The 19,862-nt window shown below is 70.0% G+C and carries 18 protein-coding genes and 1 pseudogene; 9 read left to right on the forward strand and 10 right to left on the reverse strand.

The window, feature by feature from the left end:
- Nucleotides 1–83: 83 nt before the first annotated feature.
- The 6 genes from ACFXKG_RS30335 to ACFXKG_RS30360 form a co-directional block, all read right to left on the reverse strand.
- Nucleotides 84–1,061, reverse strand: coding sequence for a biotin-dependent carboxyltransferase family protein (locus ACFXKG_RS30335; RefSeq protein WP_384845852.1), 978 nt, complete (start codon nucleotides 1,059–1,061; stop codon nucleotides 84–86).
- Complete coding sequence (locus tag ACFXKG_RS30340; RefSeq protein ID WP_384845854.1) at nucleotides 1,058–1,696, reverse strand: allophanate hydrolase subunit 1; 639 nt, start codon at nucleotides 1,694–1,696, stop codon at nucleotides 1,058–1,060. The genes ACFXKG_RS30335 and ACFXKG_RS30340 overlap by 4 nt, the downstream gene beginning before the upstream one ends.
- Nucleotides 1,693–2,499 carry a LamB/YcsF family protein gene (locus tag ACFXKG_RS30345; protein ID WP_384845856.1) on the reverse strand — a complete coding sequence of 269 codons (807 nt, stop codon included), beginning with the start codon at nucleotides 2,497–2,499 and terminating at the stop codon, nucleotides 1,693–1,695. Before ACFXKG_RS30345 ends, ACFXKG_RS30340 begins: the two co-directional genes overlap by 4 nt.
- Entirely contained in the window at nucleotides 2,496–3,200 is a 705-nt protein-coding gene (locus ACFXKG_RS30350) for a GntR family transcriptional regulator (protein WP_384845858.1), read from the reverse strand. Before ACFXKG_RS30350 ends, ACFXKG_RS30345 begins: the two co-directional genes overlap by 4 nt.
- Before the next feature lie 204 nt (nucleotides 3,201–3,404).
- Complete coding sequence (locus tag ACFXKG_RS30355) at nucleotides 3,405–4,499, reverse strand: D-2-hydroxyacid dehydrogenase (RefSeq protein WP_384845860.1); 1,095 nt, start codon at nucleotides 4,497–4,499, stop codon at nucleotides 3,405–3,407.
- 8 nt (nucleotides 4,500–4,507) lie between these two features.
- Complete coding sequence (locus ACFXKG_RS30360) at nucleotides 4,508–5,224, reverse strand: FadR/GntR family transcriptional regulator (protein WP_384845862.1); 717 nt, start codon at nucleotides 5,222–5,224, stop codon at nucleotides 4,508–4,510.
- A gap of 130 nt (nucleotides 5,225–5,354) precedes the next feature.
- Here ACFXKG_RS30360 and ACFXKG_RS30365 point away from each other — a divergent pair, with 130 nt between their 5' ends.
- From ACFXKG_RS30365 to ACFXKG_RS30380, 4 genes are read left to right on the forward strand one after another with little or no spacing between them, the layout of a single operon-like run.
- Nucleotides 5,355–6,644, forward strand: a complete 1,290-nt coding sequence (locus ACFXKG_RS30365) for an ABC transporter substrate-binding protein (RefSeq protein WP_384845864.1) — start codon at nucleotides 5,355–5,357, stop codon at nucleotides 6,642–6,644.
- Nucleotides 6,645–6,650: 6 nt separating this feature from the next.
- Nucleotides 6,651–7,577 (forward strand): carbohydrate ABC transporter permease, encoded by a 927-nt coding sequence (locus tag ACFXKG_RS30370; protein ID WP_384845866.1) that lies wholly within the window; start codon nucleotides 6,651–6,653, stop codon nucleotides 7,575–7,577.
- On the forward strand, nucleotides 7,574–8,452 hold the full coding sequence (locus ACFXKG_RS30375) for a carbohydrate ABC transporter permease (protein WP_384845868.1): 879 nt from the start codon (nucleotides 7,574–7,576) through the stop codon (nucleotides 8,450–8,452). Before ACFXKG_RS30370 ends, ACFXKG_RS30375 begins: the two co-directional genes overlap by 4 nt.
- A gap of 8 nt (nucleotides 8,453–8,460) precedes the next feature.
- The gene (locus tag ACFXKG_RS30380; protein WP_384845870.1) at nucleotides 8,461–10,098 is read left to right on the forward strand and encodes an alpha-amylase family glycosyl hydrolase; all 1,638 of its coding nucleotides are present in this window, start codon (nucleotides 8,461–8,463) and stop codon (nucleotides 10,096–10,098) included.
- Here the strand turns inward: ACFXKG_RS30380 and ACFXKG_RS30385 are convergent.
- Together ACFXKG_RS30385 and ACFXKG_RS30390 are read right to left on the reverse strand one after the other, a co-directional pair.
- Complete coding sequence (locus ACFXKG_RS30385) at nucleotides 10,064–11,923, reverse strand: ATP-binding protein (RefSeq protein WP_384845872.1); 1,860 nt, start codon at nucleotides 11,921–11,923, stop codon at nucleotides 10,064–10,066. The two genes, ACFXKG_RS30380 and ACFXKG_RS30385, sit on opposite strands and share 35 nt — an antisense overlap.
- Entirely contained in the window at nucleotides 11,913–12,611 is a 699-nt protein-coding gene (locus tag ACFXKG_RS30390) for a response regulator transcription factor (RefSeq protein WP_384845874.1), read from the reverse strand. The genes ACFXKG_RS30385 and ACFXKG_RS30390 overlap by 11 nt, the downstream gene beginning before the upstream one ends.
- Before the next feature lie 91 nt (nucleotides 12,612–12,702).
- On the opposite strand from ACFXKG_RS30390, the gene ACFXKG_RS30395 reads away from it, so the two are divergent.
- The 5 genes from ACFXKG_RS30395 to ACFXKG_RS30415 all read left to right on the forward strand — a co-directional run bounded on the left by ACFXKG_RS30395 (nucleotide 12,703) and on the right by ACFXKG_RS30415 (nucleotide 18,394).
- Nucleotides 12,703–13,314, forward strand: coding sequence for a hypothetical protein (locus ACFXKG_RS30395; protein ID WP_384845876.1), 612 nt, complete (start codon nucleotides 12,703–12,705; stop codon nucleotides 13,312–13,314).
- Nucleotides 13,307–14,734 (forward strand): hypothetical protein, encoded by a 1,428-nt coding sequence (locus ACFXKG_RS30400; protein ID WP_384845878.1) that lies wholly within the window; start codon nucleotides 13,307–13,309, stop codon nucleotides 14,732–14,734. Before ACFXKG_RS30395 ends, ACFXKG_RS30400 begins: the two co-directional genes overlap by 8 nt.
- The gene (locus tag ACFXKG_RS30405; protein ID WP_384845880.1) at nucleotides 14,731–15,459 is read left to right on the forward strand and encodes an ABC transporter ATP-binding protein; all 729 of its coding nucleotides are present in this window, start codon (nucleotides 14,731–14,733) and stop codon (nucleotides 15,457–15,459) included. The genes ACFXKG_RS30400 and ACFXKG_RS30405 overlap by 4 nt, the downstream gene beginning before the upstream one ends.
- Nucleotides 15,456–16,703: an ABC transporter permease gene (locus tag ACFXKG_RS30410; RefSeq protein ID WP_384845882.1), complete on the forward strand. Its 1,248-nt coding sequence runs from the start codon at nucleotides 15,456–15,458 to the stop codon at nucleotides 16,701–16,703. The genes ACFXKG_RS30405 and ACFXKG_RS30410 overlap by 4 nt, the downstream gene beginning before the upstream one ends.
- Nucleotides 16,704–17,092: 389 nt before the next feature.
- Nucleotides 17,093–18,394: an MFS transporter gene (locus tag ACFXKG_RS30415; RefSeq protein ID WP_384845884.1), complete on the forward strand. Its 1,302-nt coding sequence runs from the start codon at nucleotides 17,093–17,095 to the stop codon at nucleotides 18,392–18,394.
- Between the two features lie 104 nt (nucleotides 18,395–18,498).
- On the opposite strand, the gene ACFXKG_RS30420 is transcribed toward ACFXKG_RS30415, so the two are convergent.
- Both ACFXKG_RS30420 and ACFXKG_RS30425 read right to left on the reverse strand, forming a co-directional pair.
- Nucleotides 18,499–19,248, reverse strand: a complete 750-nt coding sequence (locus tag ACFXKG_RS30420; protein ID WP_384845886.1) for an SDR family oxidoreductase — start codon at nucleotides 19,246–19,248, stop codon at nucleotides 18,499–18,501.
- 482 nt (nucleotides 19,249–19,730) lie between these two features.
- A pseudogene (locus tag ACFXKG_RS30425) lies at nucleotides 19,731–19,862 on the reverse strand (response regulator transcription factor); the annotation flags it as partial.

Consider the following 19,862-nt stretch of genomic DNA (forward strand, 5'->3'; position numbering starts at 1 on the left):
CGGTCGGTGGGGACGTGCGGTGTGCGGTCGGTAGGGACGTGCGGTGTGCGCGACGGCTGCCGGTGATCTCCTCTCTTTTCGCCTCAGTACACCGGGGTGAGCCGGAGTTCGTCCCCGGGCAGGGTCTGGCCGACGAGGTCGATGTCCGCGTCGGTGACGACTCCGATGACGGGGTAGCCGCCGGTGACCGGATGGTCGGAGAGGAACACGATCGGCTCGCCGGAGGGGGGTACCTGGATGGCGCCGCGCATGGTTCCCTCGCTGGCCAGGTCGACCGAGCCGACGGAGAGCGGCGGACCGGTCAGACGGGCGCCCACCCGGTCGCACTGGGCGGAGATCCGCCACGGCGTCGTGGTCAGCGCGTGCCGGTCGGCGGCGCTGAACAGGTCGTGCCGCGGGCCCCAGCGGAACCGGGCGGTGACCCGGCCTCCGCAGGGGACGACGCTGAACGCCAGCTCCAGCGGAACCGCCGGGACCGGGGCCGCCGGGCCGAGTCCGTACTCCGTGCCGGCGCGGACCGGGGCGGGGCCCAGGCCGGTGAGCGAGTCACGCGAGGCCGACCCCAGCACCCGGTCCGTCTCGATCCCCCCGGAGACGGCGAGATAGCTGCGGCAGGCGGCCCAGGGGCGTCCGATCCTCAGTACGGATCCGGCGGGCAGCCGCACGAGCGGGCCGTCGAGGGCCGGTACGCCGTCCACCGTCACGGGCGCCGGTGCTCCGGTGATGGCCACATACCGGGGCGTCGACAGGGTCACCGCCAGGCCGCCGACGGTGACTTCGAGAGCGGGTGTGTTCTCCGGGTTGCCGGCCAGCCGGTTCGCGAGCCGGAAGCTGCGCCGGTCGGTGGGGCCCGACGCCGGGACGCCCAGATGCGCGAGACCGGGCCGGCCGAGGTCCTGGACACTGGTGGCGACGCCCGCCTCGACCACGGTCAGTACCGCGGCGTCGTCCGGGGCCGTCGGGCCGCCGCCGAGAGTGTCCCGCGCCGTGCCGGGCTCCGGGTCCGTGCCGGGACGGACGGGTGCGCCGGGGCTTCGGCCGTGACGGAGAGCCGTGGTCATGACGCGACCGCCTCGAAGACGACCCGGTCGCCGAGGGCGAGCCGGTTCGGCGGTTCGGCCTCCACATCCCACAGCCGCGCGGTGGTCACACCGATCTGGTGCCAGCCCCCGGGCGTTCCCCCGGGGTACACGACCGTCTGGTTACCGGCGATCGCGACCACCCCCGCGGCCACCCTGGGCCGGGGGCTGGACAGCCGCGGCAGCCGCAGGCTCTCCGGTACGCCGTCCAGGTAGGCGAATCCGGGGGCGAAGCCGAAGAACCCGACCGAGTGCTCGCCGGCGGTGTGCAGGCGAGCGATCTCGTCCGGAGTCATGCCGACGAGCTCGGCGACCGCGGCGAGATCCGTTCCGTCGTACCGGACGGGGATCACCACCGTCCTCCCGGCGGCCGACCGGGTCCGCCGGGTGCCGGACTCGTCGAGCACGCCGTGCAGCCCTTCGGCGAGCCGCCCCATCCCGGAGGCGGTCTCGGCCACCACGAGGACGGTCGTCGCCGCGGGCACCACCTCGCGCAGTTCCGAGGCCCAGGACTGCCCGCGGATCGCCGTGGCGACGTCCGCGGGACGGCGCCCCGCGCACTCGATCAGCCAGCCGCGGTCGCCCGCTCGCCTGAGGACCGGCCGGGCGGGGGTCACGGCCGTGCCTCCGCGCGCTCGGTGACGAGGTCCCCGGGCGTACCGACCGTGATCCCGCCCGAGGCCAGGCTCGTCCGTACCGCGGCGGTGATGGCGACGGCGCCCGGGGTGTCGCTGTGCACGCACAGCGCCGACAGCCCCTCGCCGTCCGGGGCGATCCGCACGGCCTTGCCGGTCACCGAGGTCACCGTGCCGGTCTGCGCCATCCGCACCGCCCGCCGCGCCGCCTCCGCGGGGTCCGTCACGAGGGCGCCCGGCTCGGACCGCGCCACCAGAAGCCCCTCGTCGGTGTAGCCGCGGTCGATGAACCCCTCGGCCAGCGGCCGCAGTCCGGCCGCCGTGGCCCGCTCCCAGAGGACCGTACGCGGCTGGCAGAGCAGCGGCAGTCCGGGGTCGTACAGGGCGACCGCGTCCACGAGGGCCGTCGCGTGTCCGGTGTGACGGGCCGCCGCGTTGTACAGCGCGCCGTGGGCCTTCACATAACTGATCCGGCTGCCCGCCAGACGCGCGAAGACTTCCAACGCGCCTATCTGGTAAAGGATTTCGTTGACCAGTGTGGCCGGTGGCACGTCGATGAAGCGTCTGCCGAAGCCCGCCAGGTCGCGGTAGGAGACCTGGGCGCCGATCGCCACGCCCCGCGCGGCGCTAGCCTCGCAGGTCCGGCGCAGGATGTCGGGGTCGCCGGCGTGGAACCCGCAGGCGACATTGGCGGCCGTGACCCGGTCGAGCAGGTCTCCCTCGTCGGCCGGGCCCCAGACCCCGAACCCCTCGCCCACGTCCGTGTTGATCGTCAGCGCGGTCACCGGGCCGACTCCGCCCAATAGGTCTGCATGTCCGAGCCGCTGTTCTCCCAGGCCGCGTGCAGGCCCTGCTGCCCCCCGTCGATGTGCGCGAGGATCTGCCGGGAGAGTTCCTCCGCGTCGCCGTCGGCCAGCGCCTGGACCATCGCCGCGTGCTCCTGCTGGACGCGGCCGTAGGCGCACGTGCCGTGCACGTAGAACCGTGAGTACGGCTCCAGGCGGTGGTACATCCCCGAGATGATCTCGTAGCGCAGGGGCAGCCGGGACAGCCGGTACATGTCGAGGTGGAACGCCAGGTTGGTCCGCGACCAGGAATCCGCGCCGGTCTCGGTCACCCGTTCCATCGCGTGGGCCATCTCGTCGAACCGGCTGATGTCACGCCGGGACACCCGTTCGGTGACGTGCTCGGCGAAGCTCGGCTCGACCAGCCGCCGCAGGTTGTAGATCTCGTCGATCTCGTCCAGGTCCAGGGCCGTGACGAAGGTGCCACGGCCCGGCGTGGTGCGCAGCAGCCCCTCGCTGGCCAGGGTGCGCATGGCCTCCCGGAGCGGGATCCGGCTGACCCCGAAACGGTCGGCGAGTTCATCCTGGACCAGGCGGTGCCCCGGCGGATAGACACCCTCGACAATCAGCTGCCGCAGCTTGCCGGTGAGAGCGTCGGCGCCGTTCACATCGGCGCGCAGGGCTCTGTCATCTCGACTCATATGCTGTGTATACAGTGGATGCACAGCAGGGGGAAGAGCTTCGACCGGAGGCAATCCGGGTTTTACCCAACGGAAACTCGCCACCCCGCACGAGGAGTGCGGCCCCCCCCCGCTCTGTGCCGCCCCGCCGCCGGGCCGCGGTGCCGGAGTCGGCACCACCGGTGCCGATGCCGGCCCGGGCGGAACGTGAGCAGAAGCGGAACGTCAGTAGAACTCGACCGTGTTCACCACGTTCTTGAGCGGATGGCCGTCGAGGAGCCGGGTGGCGTTGTCGGCGAACAGGTCGGCAACGCCTTCCTCCTGGTCGGCCGAGAGGGCAGCGGTGTGCGGACTGATCAACACGTTGGGCATCGACCACAGAGGGCTCGTACGTGGCAACGGTTCGACCTCGAACACGTCGAGCGCGGCGAAACCGATCCGCCCGTCCCGCAGGCCCGCGACGAGGGCCGACTCGTCGACGACGCTGCCGCGGCCCACATTCACGAAGGTGACTCCGTGTTTGACCGCTGCCAGGAACCGCTCGTCGACCAGGTGTGTCGTCAGGTCGGTGCCCGGCAGGGCACACACGATGGCGTCCATCTCTCCCATGACATCACCCAGCGCGTCCGGGGTGACGAACCGGTCGACGTCCGGATGCGCGGCACCGGTCTTCCGTGACATGACGGTCACGCTCGCGCCGAGCAGCGAGAGGCATCGGGTAACTTCCCTGCCGATTCCGCCGAAGCCGAGGACGAGCACCTTGTACTGCGAGATCGGGTGGGAGATCCACCGGTCGCTCCATTCGCGTCGCTCCTTCAGCCGCAGCAGCCGGGGGAGGTCCTTCGCCCCGGAGAGGATGCCGAGCAGGGCGAACTCGGACAGGGGCGATCCGTGCACACCCGCCGAGGTGGTGAAGGCGACCCGCTGGAGGTCGTGCGGGCCGAGGCCCGCCGCCCCGACCTGCTGACCGCCCCCGGCCGATGTCGCGTGCACCCATCGAAGCCCCGGGTTGGCTCGTACGGCGCGGGCGAGCTCCCCCGGATCGCCGCCCGGGATCCCGAGCAGCGCGTCGGCCGAATCGAGCAGGGCGTGGAATCTCTCGCGCTGTTCGGAGGTTCTCAGGTACCCGGGATCACCCGAGAAATCGGCTCGGTGCCGCATGCGGGGGAGCAGCGCGGGATCGACCAGCAGTGTCACGCGTGGCTCGCGCTCCACGATGCGCCGGCAGGACTCCTCGTGGAGGGGATTCGCGACAGCTACGCGAAGGCGCTTCCGGCCGGGCGCGATCCGCTCCGTGGCCGACGTTGTGTGATCGTTCACGAGCCGTTTCACTTTTCGCTGAAGAGTCGCTGCGCGCGCTTCCACGCCTCGACGGAGGTTTGCATATGGACTTTCATGGCGTGCCGGGCCCTCTCCGGGTCGCGCTGTTCGACCGCCCGCGCGATGTCCGCGTGCTCCTCGGCCGCGAGCGACACCGCCCCGGGGAGGTGGTCGGTCAACTGGCGTGCGTTGAGCAGGAGATCGCCCACACCCTCCAGCACGTTGCGGAACGCCACGTTGTGACTGGCCACCGCCACCGCCGAGTGGAAGGCCACGTCGGCCCGGTAGGCCCCCCGGCCGTCCCGGTGGGCACGGTTGTAGTCCTCCAGGGCCGCCGCGATTGCTTCAAGGTCCTCCGGTGTGGCCTCGATCGCCGCCCGCTCCGCGATCTCGGTCTCCAGTACGCGCCGAAGCTCGTAGATGTCCCCGACGGCGTCCCCGGCCAGGAGCGCCGAGATGGTCGTCGCCTCGACGGCTTCGTCGATCGGCACCGAGGTCACCCGTGCCCCGACGCGCGGGCGGACATCGAGGTAGCCCATGGTCACCAGGGACTGAACGGCTTCCCGGACGGTGTTCCGCCCCACTCCGTAGTGCGCCATCAGGTCTTTTTCCCCCGGTACCTTCGAGCCCGGTGGCAGCTGACCACTCTTGATCTGGAACAGCAGATCGTCCGCGATGGATGTCGAGAGATTGCGTCGGGTTGCCTTGACGCGAGGTTCGGCCACGTGCTCTACTCCCTCTCATTCATCCTACAAATAGGATTGTTCGGCTCAGTGTAGCGGAGCGCCGCAGAGGCAAACCAGAGGGACGCCTGGTGGGTGGGGAGCCACCCAAGTGATCGAGAGGTGCATGACAATGACGTCGACACGTGAACGACGTACCTTCCGCGTACTGGCGGCGATCGGAGTGGTCACGGCGCTGACCGCGGGGGCCACGGCCTGCTCCGGCTCGGAGGAGACGAGCGCCGGCGCCACACAACTCGACCCGTCGCTGGCCAAGTCGGCCAAGGGGGATGTGACGGTCTGCGGACCCACGGACGCGTCCGGTGTCTGGAAGGCGACGATGGAGGCGTTCAACAAGGCACACTCCACGATGAAGGCCCGCTATGTGGAGCTCGGTTCCTCGGCCGACGACCAGCTTCAGCAGATCAATCAGCGCATGCAGACCAAGTCGACCCAGTGTGATGTCCTGCGCCTGGACGTCGTCTGGACCGCGCAACTGGCCGCTCAGGGCGGGCTGGCCGACATGAGCAAGGTGATGGAGCCCAAGCTGGACCAGCTCATCCCCTCCACCGCCAGCACACTGCGCTACAAGGACACGTACTGGGGCGTCCCGTTCTACTCGAACGCGGGTCTGCTCTACTACCGCACCGACGAGGCGAAGGCCCCGCGGACCTGGCAGGAGCTTTACTCGTACGGGGAGAAGGACGCCGGGAAGGGGTTCCTCTACCAGGCGGCGCAGAGCGAATCACTCACCGTCAGCTTCCTGGAGCTGCTCTACAGCGCGGGCGGCGAAGTGCTGGACAAGGACGGCAAGGTGGCCATCGATGCGCCGAAGACCGTCGACGTACTGAAGTTCATGCGGGACGGCATGGACAAGGGCGCCTCCCCGAAGTCGGTGCTGACGTACGACGAGGACGCCACGCGCCTCGCGTTCGAATCCGGCGCCGGGGCGACGATGCGCAACTACCCCTACGCTTACGCGGCCGGTCAGAAGTCGGGCATCGCCGGCAAGTTCGCCGTGACGCCCCTGCCGGGATGGAACAAGCCGGGCGCCGGGATCGGTGTGCTCGGCGGCAGCAACCTCGGCGTCAGCGCGTTCTCCAAGAACGAGGCCGGCGCCGTAGCGATCATCGACTTCATGACCAGCGAGAAGTGGCAGGAGAGCATCGCCGTCAACAACGCACTCGCTCCCGTCACCGAGGCGGCCTACCGGTCCGCCCGGGTCCAGAAGGCCATGCCGTTCTCGCGGGAGCTGCTGCAGGCGCTGAAGAGCGCGAAGAGCCGACCGGTGTCACCCGTCTACCCGCAGATGTCGCAGGCGATCTACGAGGCGGTGGGCAAGGTGCTCTCGGGGTCCCTGTCCCCCGAGGACGCGGCGTCCACGATGGCGAAAGAGATCGACGCGGCAACGAGGACCTTCTGATACACCATGCAATTCCTCAGATCCTCCAAGCACTGGGCCGCGGACTCCACCGAACGGCGGCTCGCCGGACGTATGGTGGCGCCGGCCCTGATCCTCATGGCCGCCATCGCGGGATACCCCATCCTCTACGCGATATGGCTCTCCCTGCACCAGTACAGCATCATCACACCGGGGCTCTCCCGGTTCGTCGGCCTGGCGAATTACACGGAACAGCTCACCTCGCGCGCCTGGTGGGACGCGGTGGGCCACACGTTCCTCTTCACGGCGATCTCGGTCCCCCTCGAACTCGTCATCGGAACGGGAATCGCCCTTCTGCTCAACATCGCGTTCCGGTTCAGAACACTCCTGCGCAGTGTCGTCCTGCTTCCCTACGCGATCCTGACCGTGGTGAGCGCCATCACGTGGCGGACCATCTTCGATCCGAACCTCGGCCTCGTCTCCACACTGCTCAGCTCGATGGGCATCACGGGCAACAACGTGGTCTGGCTCGGGCAGGACGGATACGCGATGACCGTGGTGGTCCTGGCGGACGTCTGGAAGACGGCGCCCTTCGTCGCCCTGCTCGTGCTCGCCGGCCTTCAGGTCATCCCGGCCGAACTGCGCGAGGCGTCGCAGCTCGACGGCGCAAGTGCCTTCCGGCACTTCCGGAGTGTGACCCTTCCCCTGCTGTGGCCGGCGATCGCACTGGCGATGATCTTCCGAACGCTCGACGCCCTGCGCGTGTTCGATCTGCCGTTCGTCCTGACGCGCGGTGCGCACGGAACGGACACGATGTCCATCCTCGCGTATCAGACCCTGCGGGGAAAACAGCTGATCGGTGAGGGCTCCGCCGTATCGATCCTCACCTTCGTGATCGTCATGCTCGTCTCGTTCGTCTACATCCGTTTCGCCGGCGGCAACATCCGATCGGTCGTCAAGGGAGGTTCGCGATGACCCACGCGGTCATGGACGGGCAGCCGCCCGTACGCCACAGGTCCCGACGGCGCGGTGCCGAGCGCAACCCGCTGGTGTGGTGTGCCGTCGCGGCCGTCATGGTCTTCTCGCTGGTGCCCTTCTACTGGCTCATCAACACGTCACTGAAGACCGGGGCCGACCTCTCGACGGCGAGTCTCTTCCCTCCCCACCCGAGTTTCGACAATTTCACGTCGGTGCTCGGCGATTCCCAGTTCCTCAGGGCCCTCGCCAACTCGGGAATCGTGGCCACGGTCTCCACGGCCCTCGCGCTCGTCGTCGCGTCGTTCGCCGCGTACCCTCTCGCGCGGCTGAAGATGCGCGGCAAGTTCCTCATCCTCAGCGTCGTCCTGTCGGTGACGGCGTTCCCCGGCATCGCGATCGCCGCCCCGATGTTCTCCCTGTGGAACGATCTCGGGCTCTACAACACCCTGGTAGGGCTGATCATCCCCTATCTGACCTTCACGCTGCCGCTGTCGATCTACACCCTCGTGACCTTCTTCAAGGAAATCCCCGTGGAACTGGAGGAGGCCGCCTACATCGACGGGGCCACACCTTTCCAGGCCTACTACAAGGTCATCCTTCCCCTCGCGGTGCCCGGCATCGCGACGGTGGGAATCCTCGCGTTCATTTTCGCCTGGAACGAGTTCCTGCTCGCCGCCACACTGACCTACAGCCCCGAGTCGCGCACGGTTCCTGTCGCCATCGCCTTCTTCAGCGGATCGAGTGAGTACGAGCAGCCGCTCGGCACGATCAGCGCCGCCTCGCTGATCATATCGATCCCGCTCATCCTGCTGGTCCTCGTCTTCCAGAAGAAGATCGTGTCCGGCCTCACGTCGGGAGCGGTGAAAGGATGAACCCTCGGATGCGGGATGCGAGCAGCAGCGGACAGTGGTGGCGGGAGGGAGTCCTCTACCAGGTGTACGTACCGTCGTTCCAGGACGGCAACGCCGACGGATTCGGCGACCTGTGGGGCGTGGAACAGCGCCTGGACCACATCGCGGCACTCGGCGTGACGGCCGTCTGGCTGAGCCCGGTGTACGGGTCGCCTCTGCTGGACTTCGGGTACGACGTCTCCGACCACACGCGGATCGGCGAGGTGTTCGGTGATCTCGCGGTCTTCGACCGGGTCGTCAAGGGTGCGCACGACCGCGGACTCCGTGTCGTTCTCGACTACGTACCCCAGCACACCTCAAGTGAGCATCCGTGGTTCCGCGACGCCCTGTCGGGCCGTGACAGCGCACACCGGGACTACTACATCTGGCACGACCCGAGCCCCGACGGCGGCCCGCCCAACAACTGGGCCTCCGCCTTCGGCGGACCCGCCTGGACGCTGCACGAGCGGACCGGACAGTACTACTACCACGCGCATCTCCCGGAACAGCCGAGCCTGAACTGGCGCAACCCCGACGTCAAAAGGTCGATGTTCGACGTCATGCGGTTCTGGCTGGACCGGGGCGTCGACGGATTCCGGGTGGACGCCGTATGGCGCCTCATCAAGGACGCGCGACTCCGTGACAACCCGGCGGACGACGGAGGTGACTCGTTCGAGATCGGCGGGGCGGCCGCGCACACCACGGTCCGGCAGGTCCAGAAATACACCGCCGACCAGCCCGAACTTCCGGGCCTGCTCGCGGAGATGCACGCGGTCACCGAGGAGTACGACGACCGGATGCTGATGGGGGAGTTGCACCTCAAGCTCGAACGCGTGGCCGCGCTCGGCTCCCGCGGGCTGGACCTCGCGATGAACTTCTCCCTCATCGACGCCCCGTGGAACGGCCTGGACCTGGCGGACCTGATCCGGCGGTACTACGCCGCACTCCCCGCCGGCTCGCAGCCCAACTGGGTGCTGAGCAACCACGACAGGTCCCGCCTCGCCAGCCGTATCGGACCCGAACGCGTCCCCGGGGCGCTCGCTCTGCTGCTCACCCTCAAGGGAACACCGACCCTCTACTACGGTGACGAGCTCGGCCTGCCCGACGTACACGTCGACAGTGGGCACGCGCGCGACTGCGCCGAACTCCGCGCGCCCGGACTCGGACTCGGCCGGGACCCGCAGCGTATGCCCATGCCGTGGAGCGGGACCGCGGCGCACGCCGGATTCACCTCCGGCGACGCCGAACCGTGGCTGCCGATCGCCTCCTGGGCACCCTCGCTCAGCGTCGAGCGGCAGGAAACCGACCCTCGCTCGGTCCTCACCCAGGTCAAGGAGCTTCTCGTGCTCCGGCGGGAACTGGCCGCCCTGCGCCGGGGAGCCATCACCGTGCTCTCCTCCGACCCGGAGTATCTCGTCTGTCTCCGAGGTGACGGCGAAGCCTCGGTGCTGGTGGTGGTGAACCTCTCCGACCGCCGTCGAAGCGTCCCCTTCCCCGGTTCAAGGACCACCCGCTGGTCGTCCCACTCGGCCGTCGGAGAGCGGGACGTCCTGGACGGGGTGGTCGACCTCGCACCGTTCGAAGCGCGACTCCTCACCGTCGGCTCTCCCGGCACCGCGGCAGGGTGAGGGTGAAGACCGTTTCCGTGCCCGGAGTGCTGGCCACGGAGACCGTGCCGCCGTGGGCTTCGGTGAGCTGGCGGACGATGGCCAGGCCCAGGCCGCTGCCGCCGGTCCGGCGGCTGCGGGACTTGTCGGCACGCCAGAAGCGGTCGAAGACGTGGGGCAGGTCGCCGGCGTCGATGCCGGTGCCGGTGTCGGCGACCTCGATCACCACGTGGTCGGTGGTGTGGCGGCAGCGCAGGGTCACGTTGCCGCCGGGAGGGGTGTGCCGGACGGCGTTGGACAGCAGGTTGCCGATGGTCTGGCGCAGGCGCACGGGGTCCGCGGAGAGGACGGGGTCGCCCTCGGCGTGCGTGGTGAGCGTGACACCCGCGGCCTCGGCCAGGCCGCGGTGGGCGGCGGCCACCTGGTCCAGGAGTTCGCGCAGGCCCAGGGGCTCGGGGCGCATCCGGAACCGGCCCGCGTCGGCCTGAGCCAGGTGCTGGAGATCGTCGACGATGTGCTGGAGCAGCAGGGCTTCCTCCAGCAGGGAGGCGATGAACGCGTCGTCGGAGGCGGCCAGTCCGTCCTGGGCCGCTTCGAGCCAGCTGCGGATCGTGCTGAGCGGGGTGCGCAGCTCATGGGCGATGTCGCTGACCATGGCCTTGCGCTGGCCTTCCATGCGCTCGCGGCGCTCCGACAGGTCGTTGAAGGCGGCGGCCAGATGACCGATCTCGTCATGGGTGGTCACCGGTACCCGCAGATGCTGCTGGTGCGGCGGGCGGCGGGCGGCGTCGGTCAGCGCCCGGAGCGGTCCGACCAGCCGGGTGCCGACGGTGACGGTGACGGCCACGGTGAGGAGGAGCACGAGGGCGGCGACGCCGGCGACCCGGACCGTGTTGGCCGGGGAGAGATCGAATCCGGGTGCGGCCGAGCCGCCCTGGGCGGTGACGAACAGCAGCGCGGGCGGAGCCACGTGCGGGGCGAGCTGCTCGCGGCGGGCGGTGTCGATGCACCGCTGTACGGCCTCGTCGCTGTTCCCGTTGGGAGCGAAGCTGAGACCGACCGTCACGGGGGCCAGGTTCTGGCGTCTCACACAGGCGTCGACCAGGTCGTTGAGCTGATCGAGCGCCCGTGTCTCGGTGGGAGTGGGAGCGTCGAGCGCGTACAGGCCACACGCCTCGCTGGTCTTCTGCCGGGTTCCGTTGTCGCCGGTGAGGACGATGGAGGGCCGGCCGCTCGGCGCTTCGGTGACCGCCGCCGGGGAACCGATGGTGTTGCGCAGGCAGGCCTGCAGGGTCTCCACGCGGCCCAGCAGTTCCCCGCGTTCCGCCTCCGGCAGCCGGTACGGGCCCACCGCCCGCGGGTCGATGCCCTCCGCCGTGACGCCGGGCAGCAGCGCCGGGTCGGCCCGCAGAGGGTCGACGAGCGCCGAGGCCCTGGTGGGGAGGGCGGTGGCGGAGCCGGCCACGGCGAGGGGCCGGCGGTCCTGGGTGGTCAGGGTGATCCGGCGCTTGGTCCGCTCGGCCAGCCGACTCAGGAGCGGCTCCACCCCGGACCAGTCGCTGTGACCGGCGGCGTAGCCGATGACCGTGTCGTAGATCTGGGCGTCGTTGGCGAGGACTTGACCCTGCTCGTGCTGGATGGCGCTGGTCGTGGTGCGCGCGGCCAGCCAGGCGGTGGCCGCGACCGAGCACACGGCGATCGTGATCGACGCCGCCAGCAGCCGGACCAGCAGGCTCCGCCGCAGCGGCAGCCTGTCCGTGCCCTTGCCCGTGCCCCTACCTCTGCCTCTGCCTCTGCCCTTGGCCGGGGTTTCCCCCGCGGCCCGGGCCTCCGTCTCAGCGGCCACGGCTGCCGTCGACGAGGCAGTAGCCGACCCCGAACACCGTCCGCAGATAGACGGGCTGCCGGGGAACGGGTTCGATCTTCTTGCGGAGATTCAGGACGTGTACGTCGATGGTCCGCTCGGTGATGTAACGGTCGTCCCCGCGCGTCCGGGCCAGCAACTGGCGCCGGGTGAAGACCCGTTCCGGTTCGGCCGCCATCGCGGCGAGGACATCGAACTCACCCGGCGTGCATGCCACGCTCCGGCCCTCGATCTCCACGGTACGGCGGACGGGGTCGAGGGCGAGGGCGCCGATCCGCAGCACCGGGTCGTCCGGCGCGGCGGCTCCCCGGGTCCGCCGCAGCAGGGTGCGGATACGGGCCATCAGCTCGCGAGGGCTGTACGGCTTGGTCAGGTAGTCGTCGGCGCCGAGGTCGAGGCCGAGCAGCAGGTCCTCCTCGGTGCTGCGGGCGGTCAGCATCAGCACCGGCAGATCGCTTTCGCGCCGCAGGATCCGGCACACGTCCAGTCCGTCGACGACGGGCATCATCACATCGAGGACCAGCAGGTCGGGCCGGTGGCGGCGCACCTCGTCGAGCGCGGCGCGACCGTCATGGACGAGCAGGGCGGTGTGGCCCTCACGCTCCAGATAGCGGCGGATCACCTCGGCCTGTTTGGTGTCGTCCTCGGCCACGAGGACACGGGCGTTCATGGGGGTCAGATTAGGGCGGCGAGAGGAGACCAGACGGATTTCTGATGGCGCCCTGACAGGATCGAAATATCTTCGGCCCAGGGTGTGAGCCATGTCGAATCTCTTCAGTCGAGCAGAGCGGGGCCGGCCCGCGACGTCCGCCCATCGCTCGCGGCCGGGGCGCAGCCGTACACCCCGAGCCGCTCTTCTCACCCTCGCCGGCGCGACCGCGCTGGCCGTCCTGACCGCATGCGGCGGAGGCGAGGCGGACACGGGCACGAGCGGTCAGGGCGATGTCGCCTCGATCACCAGCCCGGCGGGGGAGGGTGGTTCGGCGCCGCCGACCGGCGCCGAACCCGACTCGGGCCGCCCTCAGATCCGGCTGGACAGCACCAACGAAGAGATCAACCGCATGTACGAGGCCTGGACCGCCTGCCTGAGGGAGAACGGTGCGGGGGACAAGGAGAAGACCCCGCCGGACGCCCCCGGTGTGAAGGCCTGCGAGGGGAAGCAGCCGCTCGATCCGCCGGAGCTGGACCCGGCCAGGAATCCGGACTACCGCGACGACGCGCGGACCATGGTGCGCTGCATGAACAAGCGCGGCATCAAGAGCGTGGTCACGGAGGAGGGCTGGGGCCTGGAGGACGGAGCCAGCATGAACGCTCCCCACTACGACGAAGCCCGGACCGACTGCCAGGTGAAGGCGTTCGGTGGCGATGACTGACGACACCGGGACGGCACGTCCGCCGCGCGGACGGTGGTTGGTCCTCGGGGCGGTGGCACTGGCGGTCGTCATGGCGAGCGCGCTGACCGTGACCGTATGGCAGAACCGTGACGGGAAACCGGACACCAAGGCCGACAGCGGCGCGCGGGTCGTGACGGCCGTCGTGACCAGAACCGACCTGTCCAACGCCCAGACACTGAACGGAACCCTCGGCTACGGCCGGACGACGACGGTGAAGGGCGGCAAGGCAGGTCTGATCACCTGGCTGCCGGCGGCGGGGGCCACGGTGCGGCGGGGCGAGCCGCTGTACCGGGTGGACAACGTTCCGGTGCCCGTGTTCTACGGTGCTACGCCGCTGTACCGGACGCTGGCGGCCAGGGGCACCACCGGGCCGGACGTGAAGATGGTGGCCGACAACCTCCGCGGACTCGGTTACGACATCGGCGCGCAGCCCCCGATGGGCACCTGGATCGCCCAACAACCGGTCCTACGGGACGAGCCGGACACCGAACGGGGGGACGCGGGCACGACGGGCGGTACGGACACGTCGGCCGCGGGCGCGACGGGTGGCACGGACACGGCGGCGACGGCCGGCGGCACGACGGGTGGCACGGACACGGCGGCGACGGCCGGCGGTGCGACGGGTGGCACGGACACGGCGAGAACGGCCGGCGGCGCGACGGGCCGTACGGACACCGCGGCGGCCGGAGCACCGGACGCCGGGCCGAGCACCTCGCCCGGCGCCGCTCCCTCCACCCCGGCGCCGGTGCGGGTCGAGCGCGGCGACGGGGTCCTGACCGGGGGCCTCGTCGCCGCGGTCAAACGCTGGCAGACCCGAGCCGGCCTGCCTGCCACCGGCACCCTGGGCGTCGGCGACCTCTCGGTGCTCTCCGGTGCCGTACGGGTCGACGCAGTGCAGGCCCAGCTCGCCGACGCGGCCGAGGGACCTATGATGACGGTCACTTCCACCACCAAGTCGGTGACCGTCGCGGTGGAACCGGCGGACGCGGGCTCGATGAAGCGGGGCGACCCGGTGACGGTGGTCCTGCCCGACAGCTCCACGGCCGAGGGCTCCATCGGTTCCATCGGAGCCACCGTCCAGCTCGGCGACGCGGGGGCCGGTGACGGCAACAGCGCCTCCGGGCAGCCCCAGATGACCGTCGGTGTCACACTGGGCGAGACGGCGGCGGTGCGCAAGCTGAACTCCGCGCCGGTACAGGTGCGGTTCACCTCGGAGACCCGCAAGGGCGTGCTGGCCGTGCCCGTCGGCGCGCTGCTGGCGCTGCGCGAGGGCGGCTACGCGGTCCAGTTGCCCGGCGGCCGGCTGGTGGCGGTGAAGACGGGGATGTTCTCCAAGGGCGTGGTGGAGATCAGCGGCAGTGGCATCGGCGAGGGAACCAAGGTGGTGACGACCTCATGATGTCGCCCCCGGTCCTGGCGGTGCGCGGCGCGAGCATGGTGTACCCCGGCGGGGTCACGGCCCTCGACGACGTCTCGCTCACCGTCGCGCAGGGCGAACTGCTCGGCATCGTCGGCCCGTCCGGGTCCGGGAAGTCGACCCTGCTGAACATCATGGGCACGCTGGACCGGCCGACCAGCGGCACGGTGGAGATCGGCGGTCAGGACGTCGCACAACTCTCCGACCGGAGACTGTCGGCGTTGCGGGGCCATCAACTCGGCTTCGTGTTCCAGCAGTTCCATCTCACCGACGGACTGACCGCCGCCGAGAACGTCGCCACCGGCCTGCTGTACGCGGGGGTGCGGCGCGGCCGGCGCCGCCCCCTGGCCCTGGAGGCGCTGAACCGGGTGGGGCTGGCGCGCCGTGCCCGGCACCTGCCGCACCAGCTGTCCGGCGGCGAGCGGCAGCGGGTGGCGATCGCCCGCGCGCTCGTCAACCGGCCCGTCCTGGTCCTCGCGGACGAGCCCACGGGAGCGCTGGACACCGCCAACGGCGTGGCCGTACTGGATCTGCTGACCACGTTGAACCGAGAGGGGACCACCATCGCGGTCATCACCCACGACCGGGACATCGCCAACCAGTTGCCCCGCCGGGTGGAGGTCCGCGACGGCCGCATCCTCTCCGACACCCACATCGACTCCTCCGCCGACGCCCGCACCGAAGCCCGTACGGAAAGCTGGTCATGACCCTCACACCGACCCGGCCCGCCCGCGGCCGTCCCACCGGCGGGGTCGCCGACAGCAGGCCGGTGCGGCTGGCACCGCTGGACATCCTGAGCCTGGGGCTGCTCGGTATCCGGACCCGAAAGATGCGGGCAGCCCTGTCCGCCCTCGGCATCTCGATCGGCATCGCCACCCTGATCGTCGTCACCGGGATCCCGGCCTCCAGCCAGAAAGCCCTGCTGAACGAGCTCTCCGCGATGGGCACCAACATGCTCCAGGCCGTGCCCGTCCGCCAGGACCCACCGGTGCTGCTGCCACCGGAATCGGTGGACATGGCCGACCGGATCGGGCCGGTCACGGTGGCCAGCGCGGTCGCCAACACCCATGCCGAGGTCTTCCGCAACGACCGCGCCGGCGCCGGCGACTACGCGGGCCTGACCGTCCTGGCCGGCAAGGTCGATCTGCTCCGGGCGATCAACGGAAAGGTGGCTTCGGGCCGATTCCTCAACACGGACACGGAGAAGTTCCCCACCGCCGTCCTCGGCTCGGCCGCAGCCTCCAGCCTCGGCATCCCGAAGATCACCGCCGGCCGGCCTGCCCCGCAGATCTACATCAACCGCCGCTGGTTCACGGTCATCGGCACCCTGGAGAAGACCCCGCTGTCGCCGGACATCGACCGCTCGGTCCTGGTCGGCTGGGACGCCGCGCGCAGCCTGCTCACGTTCGACGGCCACCCCACCGTGATCTACCTCAAGGCCAGGGAATCGGAGATCGAGGCCGTACGCGAGGTGCTGCCCGCGACCATCAACCCCGAACTGCCCGGCCTGGTCCGGATCAGCCGCCCGTCCGACGCGCTGGCCGCCAAGCGGGCCACCGAGAGCACCTTCTCCGCGCTTTTCCTCGGACTCGCCGGGGTGGCCCTGCTCGTCGGCGGCATCGGCGTGGCCAACACCATGGTCATCTCCGTCCTCGAACGCCGCCGGGAGATCGGACTGCGCCGCGCTCTGGGTGCCAACCGGGGCCAGATACGCGGCCAGTTTCTCACCGAATCCGTCGTCCTGTCCGGGCTCGGCGGTCTGGCAGGCACCGTACTCGGCGCCCTGGCCACCGTCGCCTATGCCGCCCATCAGGGCTGGGAGCCGGTCATCCCGCTCGGCTCGGTGGCCGCCGGATTCGGCGGCGCGATCCTGATCGGCATGCTCGCCGGCGTCTACCCCTCCATCCGCGCCGCCCGTCTGACCCCCACCGAGGCCCTCGCGACGGCGTAGGGCACGTCGGGAAGGGGCCGTGGTCGTGTACGGGCCCGGATCGGTGTGGTGTCATCGAGGTTCCGGCCTGCGCGGTGGACGCCGCGCAGACCACGTCCGCGCCCGTACCCCATCGGTCCGGTCGACCGGGTAGAAAGCGATTCCCTCCCCCGTCACCCCCTGTTTCCACATGAACTCGGCTTGGCTCCGGTGGGCCGACGGCGTCTGCGCCCCGGCCTCCCCGAGGTGCACCCGCATCCGAAACGGCCCTGTCGCCTCGGTTAATGCCTCTCTCACCTTATGTGGTCCACACATGAATGCACGAGGGTAGCTGTACTGAGTTCAGTTCGACTACCCTCCCCGCACATCGGCAGGGATCGGTCCTTGCCGCAGGAAAGGAGAGCCGGATCATGAGTGCGACTCAGCGGTCCGCCGCGCCAGGGGCGGAGGCCGCGTCGTTCGATCCGCGGTCGGTACGCCGTGCGATGCTCGCCGGCAGTATCGGCACCCTGATCGAGTACTACGACTTCAGCGTCTACGGCTATCTCGCCGTGGTGATCGCTCCGCAGTTCTTTCCCAGCGACAACCCCGCGACCTCCCTGCTGGCGGCGCTTCTGGTGTTCGCCACCGGACTGGTGGTGCGTCCCATCGGCGGGGTCTTCTTCGGCTGGGTGGGCGACCGGATGGGGCGGCGCAAGGCCCTCGTCTCCTCGGTGCTGGCCATGGGGGTGGCCAGCAGTATCACGGGGCTGCTGCCGACGTACGAGCAGATCGGCGTCACCGCGGCGGTGCTGCTCTTCCTCATGCGCGTGGTGCAGGGCATCTCCTCCGGCGGCGAGTCGGTCGGCGCCTACACCTACATCTACGAGTCGGCGCCGCCGAAGCGCAGGTCGTTCCTCGGGGCGGTGACCCCCATCGGGTCGAACCTCGGGTTCATGTTCGCGGCCGCCACGGCCGGGGCGATCTCCGCGCTCACCACCACGGAACAGATGAACTCCTGGGGCTGGCGACTGCCCTTCCTGATGGCCATCCCGCTCACTCTGATCTGTCTCTGGGCCCGGCTGCGCATCGAGGACACCCCGGAGTTCCAGAAGGCCGCGGAGGCCGCCGACATCCCCACGGCGCCGATCCGCGAGGTTCTGGCCACGCACCGCACAGCGCTGCTGCAGTCCATCGGTCTCTCGATGGCGCAGGGCGGTGCCATCTTCCTCGGGCTGACGTACATCGGCATCTACATGACGACCGAACTCGGTTACGACTCCACGCACGTGTACTGGGTGAGTGCGGGCGTCGTCCTCGTCACCGTCCTGCTCATGGTGCCCGCGGGCTGGCTGTCCGCGCGGTTCGGCTGTCGGCGCGTCCTCATGGTGGGGCTGATCGGGTTCGGGGTGACGGCCTATCCGGCGTTGATGCTGATGGGCCGCCACAGCCTGGTCCTGGCGGGCGTGGCGTACCTGCTCTACATGGCCAGCAGCGCCCTCGTGCAGGTTCCCGCGGCGAGTCTGTGGCCACACCTGTTCGAACGCCGGGTCCGCTACACCGGCATGGCCATCGGGTACAACGTCGGTACCGTGCTCGCGGGCGGAACGGCCCCCTACATCGCCGCCTACCTGGTCGACCGGACGGGCAACCTGCTCTCCCCGGCGTTCTTCGTCATGACCGTCTGCCTGATCGGCATCGGAACCCTGCTCACCGTCCGCAAGGACCTGTAGCGGCGGGGCCGGCCTTCCACGGCACGCCGGGCTCCGTACACCGGCGTGCCGTGGAAGGTCGGCCCGATGCGTATGCCCGGCCGGTGGTGGCCGTACGGAGCAGGTCAGCCCGCCGCGGCCTCGCCGTGCCCGGCCACGCCGATGGTCTGCCCGCCGTCGATGAGGAATTCGCCCCCGGTGGTGAAGGAGGCGTCGTCGCCGGCGAGGAAGAGCACCATACGGGTGACCTCGGCCGGCTCCCCGATACGCGGCAGAGGCTGATGGGTGAAGAGCTGAGGCGAGGCGCTCTCGCCCATGGGGGTCCGTATGACGCCGGGGTGCACGGAGTTGATCCGTACCCCGCTGCCCGCCATGTCCAGTGCGGCCGCTTTCGTCATGCCCCGCACGCCCCACTTGCTCGCGACGTAGCCCACGGCGCCGGCGAAGCCCGTCATTCCGGCCGCCGACGAGACATTGACGACGGCCCCCGCGCCGCGTTCGCGCATGCCCGGGAGGAGGGTGTGCATGCCGAGGAAGGCGCCCACCAGGTTGACGTCGAGGGTGCGCCGGAAGTGTTCCGGCGACTGCTCCTCGACACCGCCGAAGTGAACGATCCCCGCGTTGTTGATCAGCACGTCCACGGGGCCGAGGCTCTCCTCGGCGGTACGCAGGGCATGCTGCCAGGCGCCCTCACGGGTGACATCGAGATGGACGTACCGTGCGCCGGGCACCTCCCTGGCCAGGGCTTCTCCCTCACTGTCCAGCACATCGCCGATGAGGACCCGGGCGCCTTCGGCGGCCAGACCGCGTACATGGGAGGCTCCCATGCCCCGGGCCCCTCCGGTGACGATCGCGACCTTTCCCTGGAAGCGCATGACGGACTTCCCTTCTGCAGTACGTGATCAGGTGGGCGGCGCAACAGAATAACAGAGATGAAGTAGATTCAATGAGGTCACCGAGTGAGGCCAACCTGAACGGACAGAGGAAAGAAACAGCCCATTACCCCGGTTCTGCTCGACCGATGCTCGATGCCATGGTCTGAACCAACTTCATTTTCAGACGACTGTCAGCGATGCCGTCGTGCGATGGCGAAGCCGGGGCTGCGGTTCGGGGAGTCGGCCGGCCCGGGTGTCGGCTCGGATGTTCGTCGTACTTACCCCGAGAGCGGCTCGGCGCCCTCCTGGCAGACCGCCCCTGCGGGGAAGGCGCTGTGATGCGAGCACGCGCACAACGTCGCGGGGCGATCTCGTGCCAGTTGAGGACCATCAGCGCGCGGACGAGCCGGGTGGCCCACTTCACGTCGAGGCGGAGCCGGGTACGCGCCAGTTCTTCAGGTGTGCGAGGCGTGCTCGCAGACGGCTCGTCTGACCAGGGCCCGCAGTCGGGCGACGAGCACCAGGTAGGAGAAGGGTTTGGCGAGGTAGTCGTCGGCCCCCGTGTCCAGGGCCTCCGCCTGGTCCCACTCCCCGTCCTTGGCGGTGAGTACCAG

This window comes from Streptomyces sp. NPDC059255 (assembly GCF_042752355.1).
GTDB lineage: Bacteria > Actinomycetota > Actinomycetes > Streptomycetales > Streptomycetaceae > Streptomyces.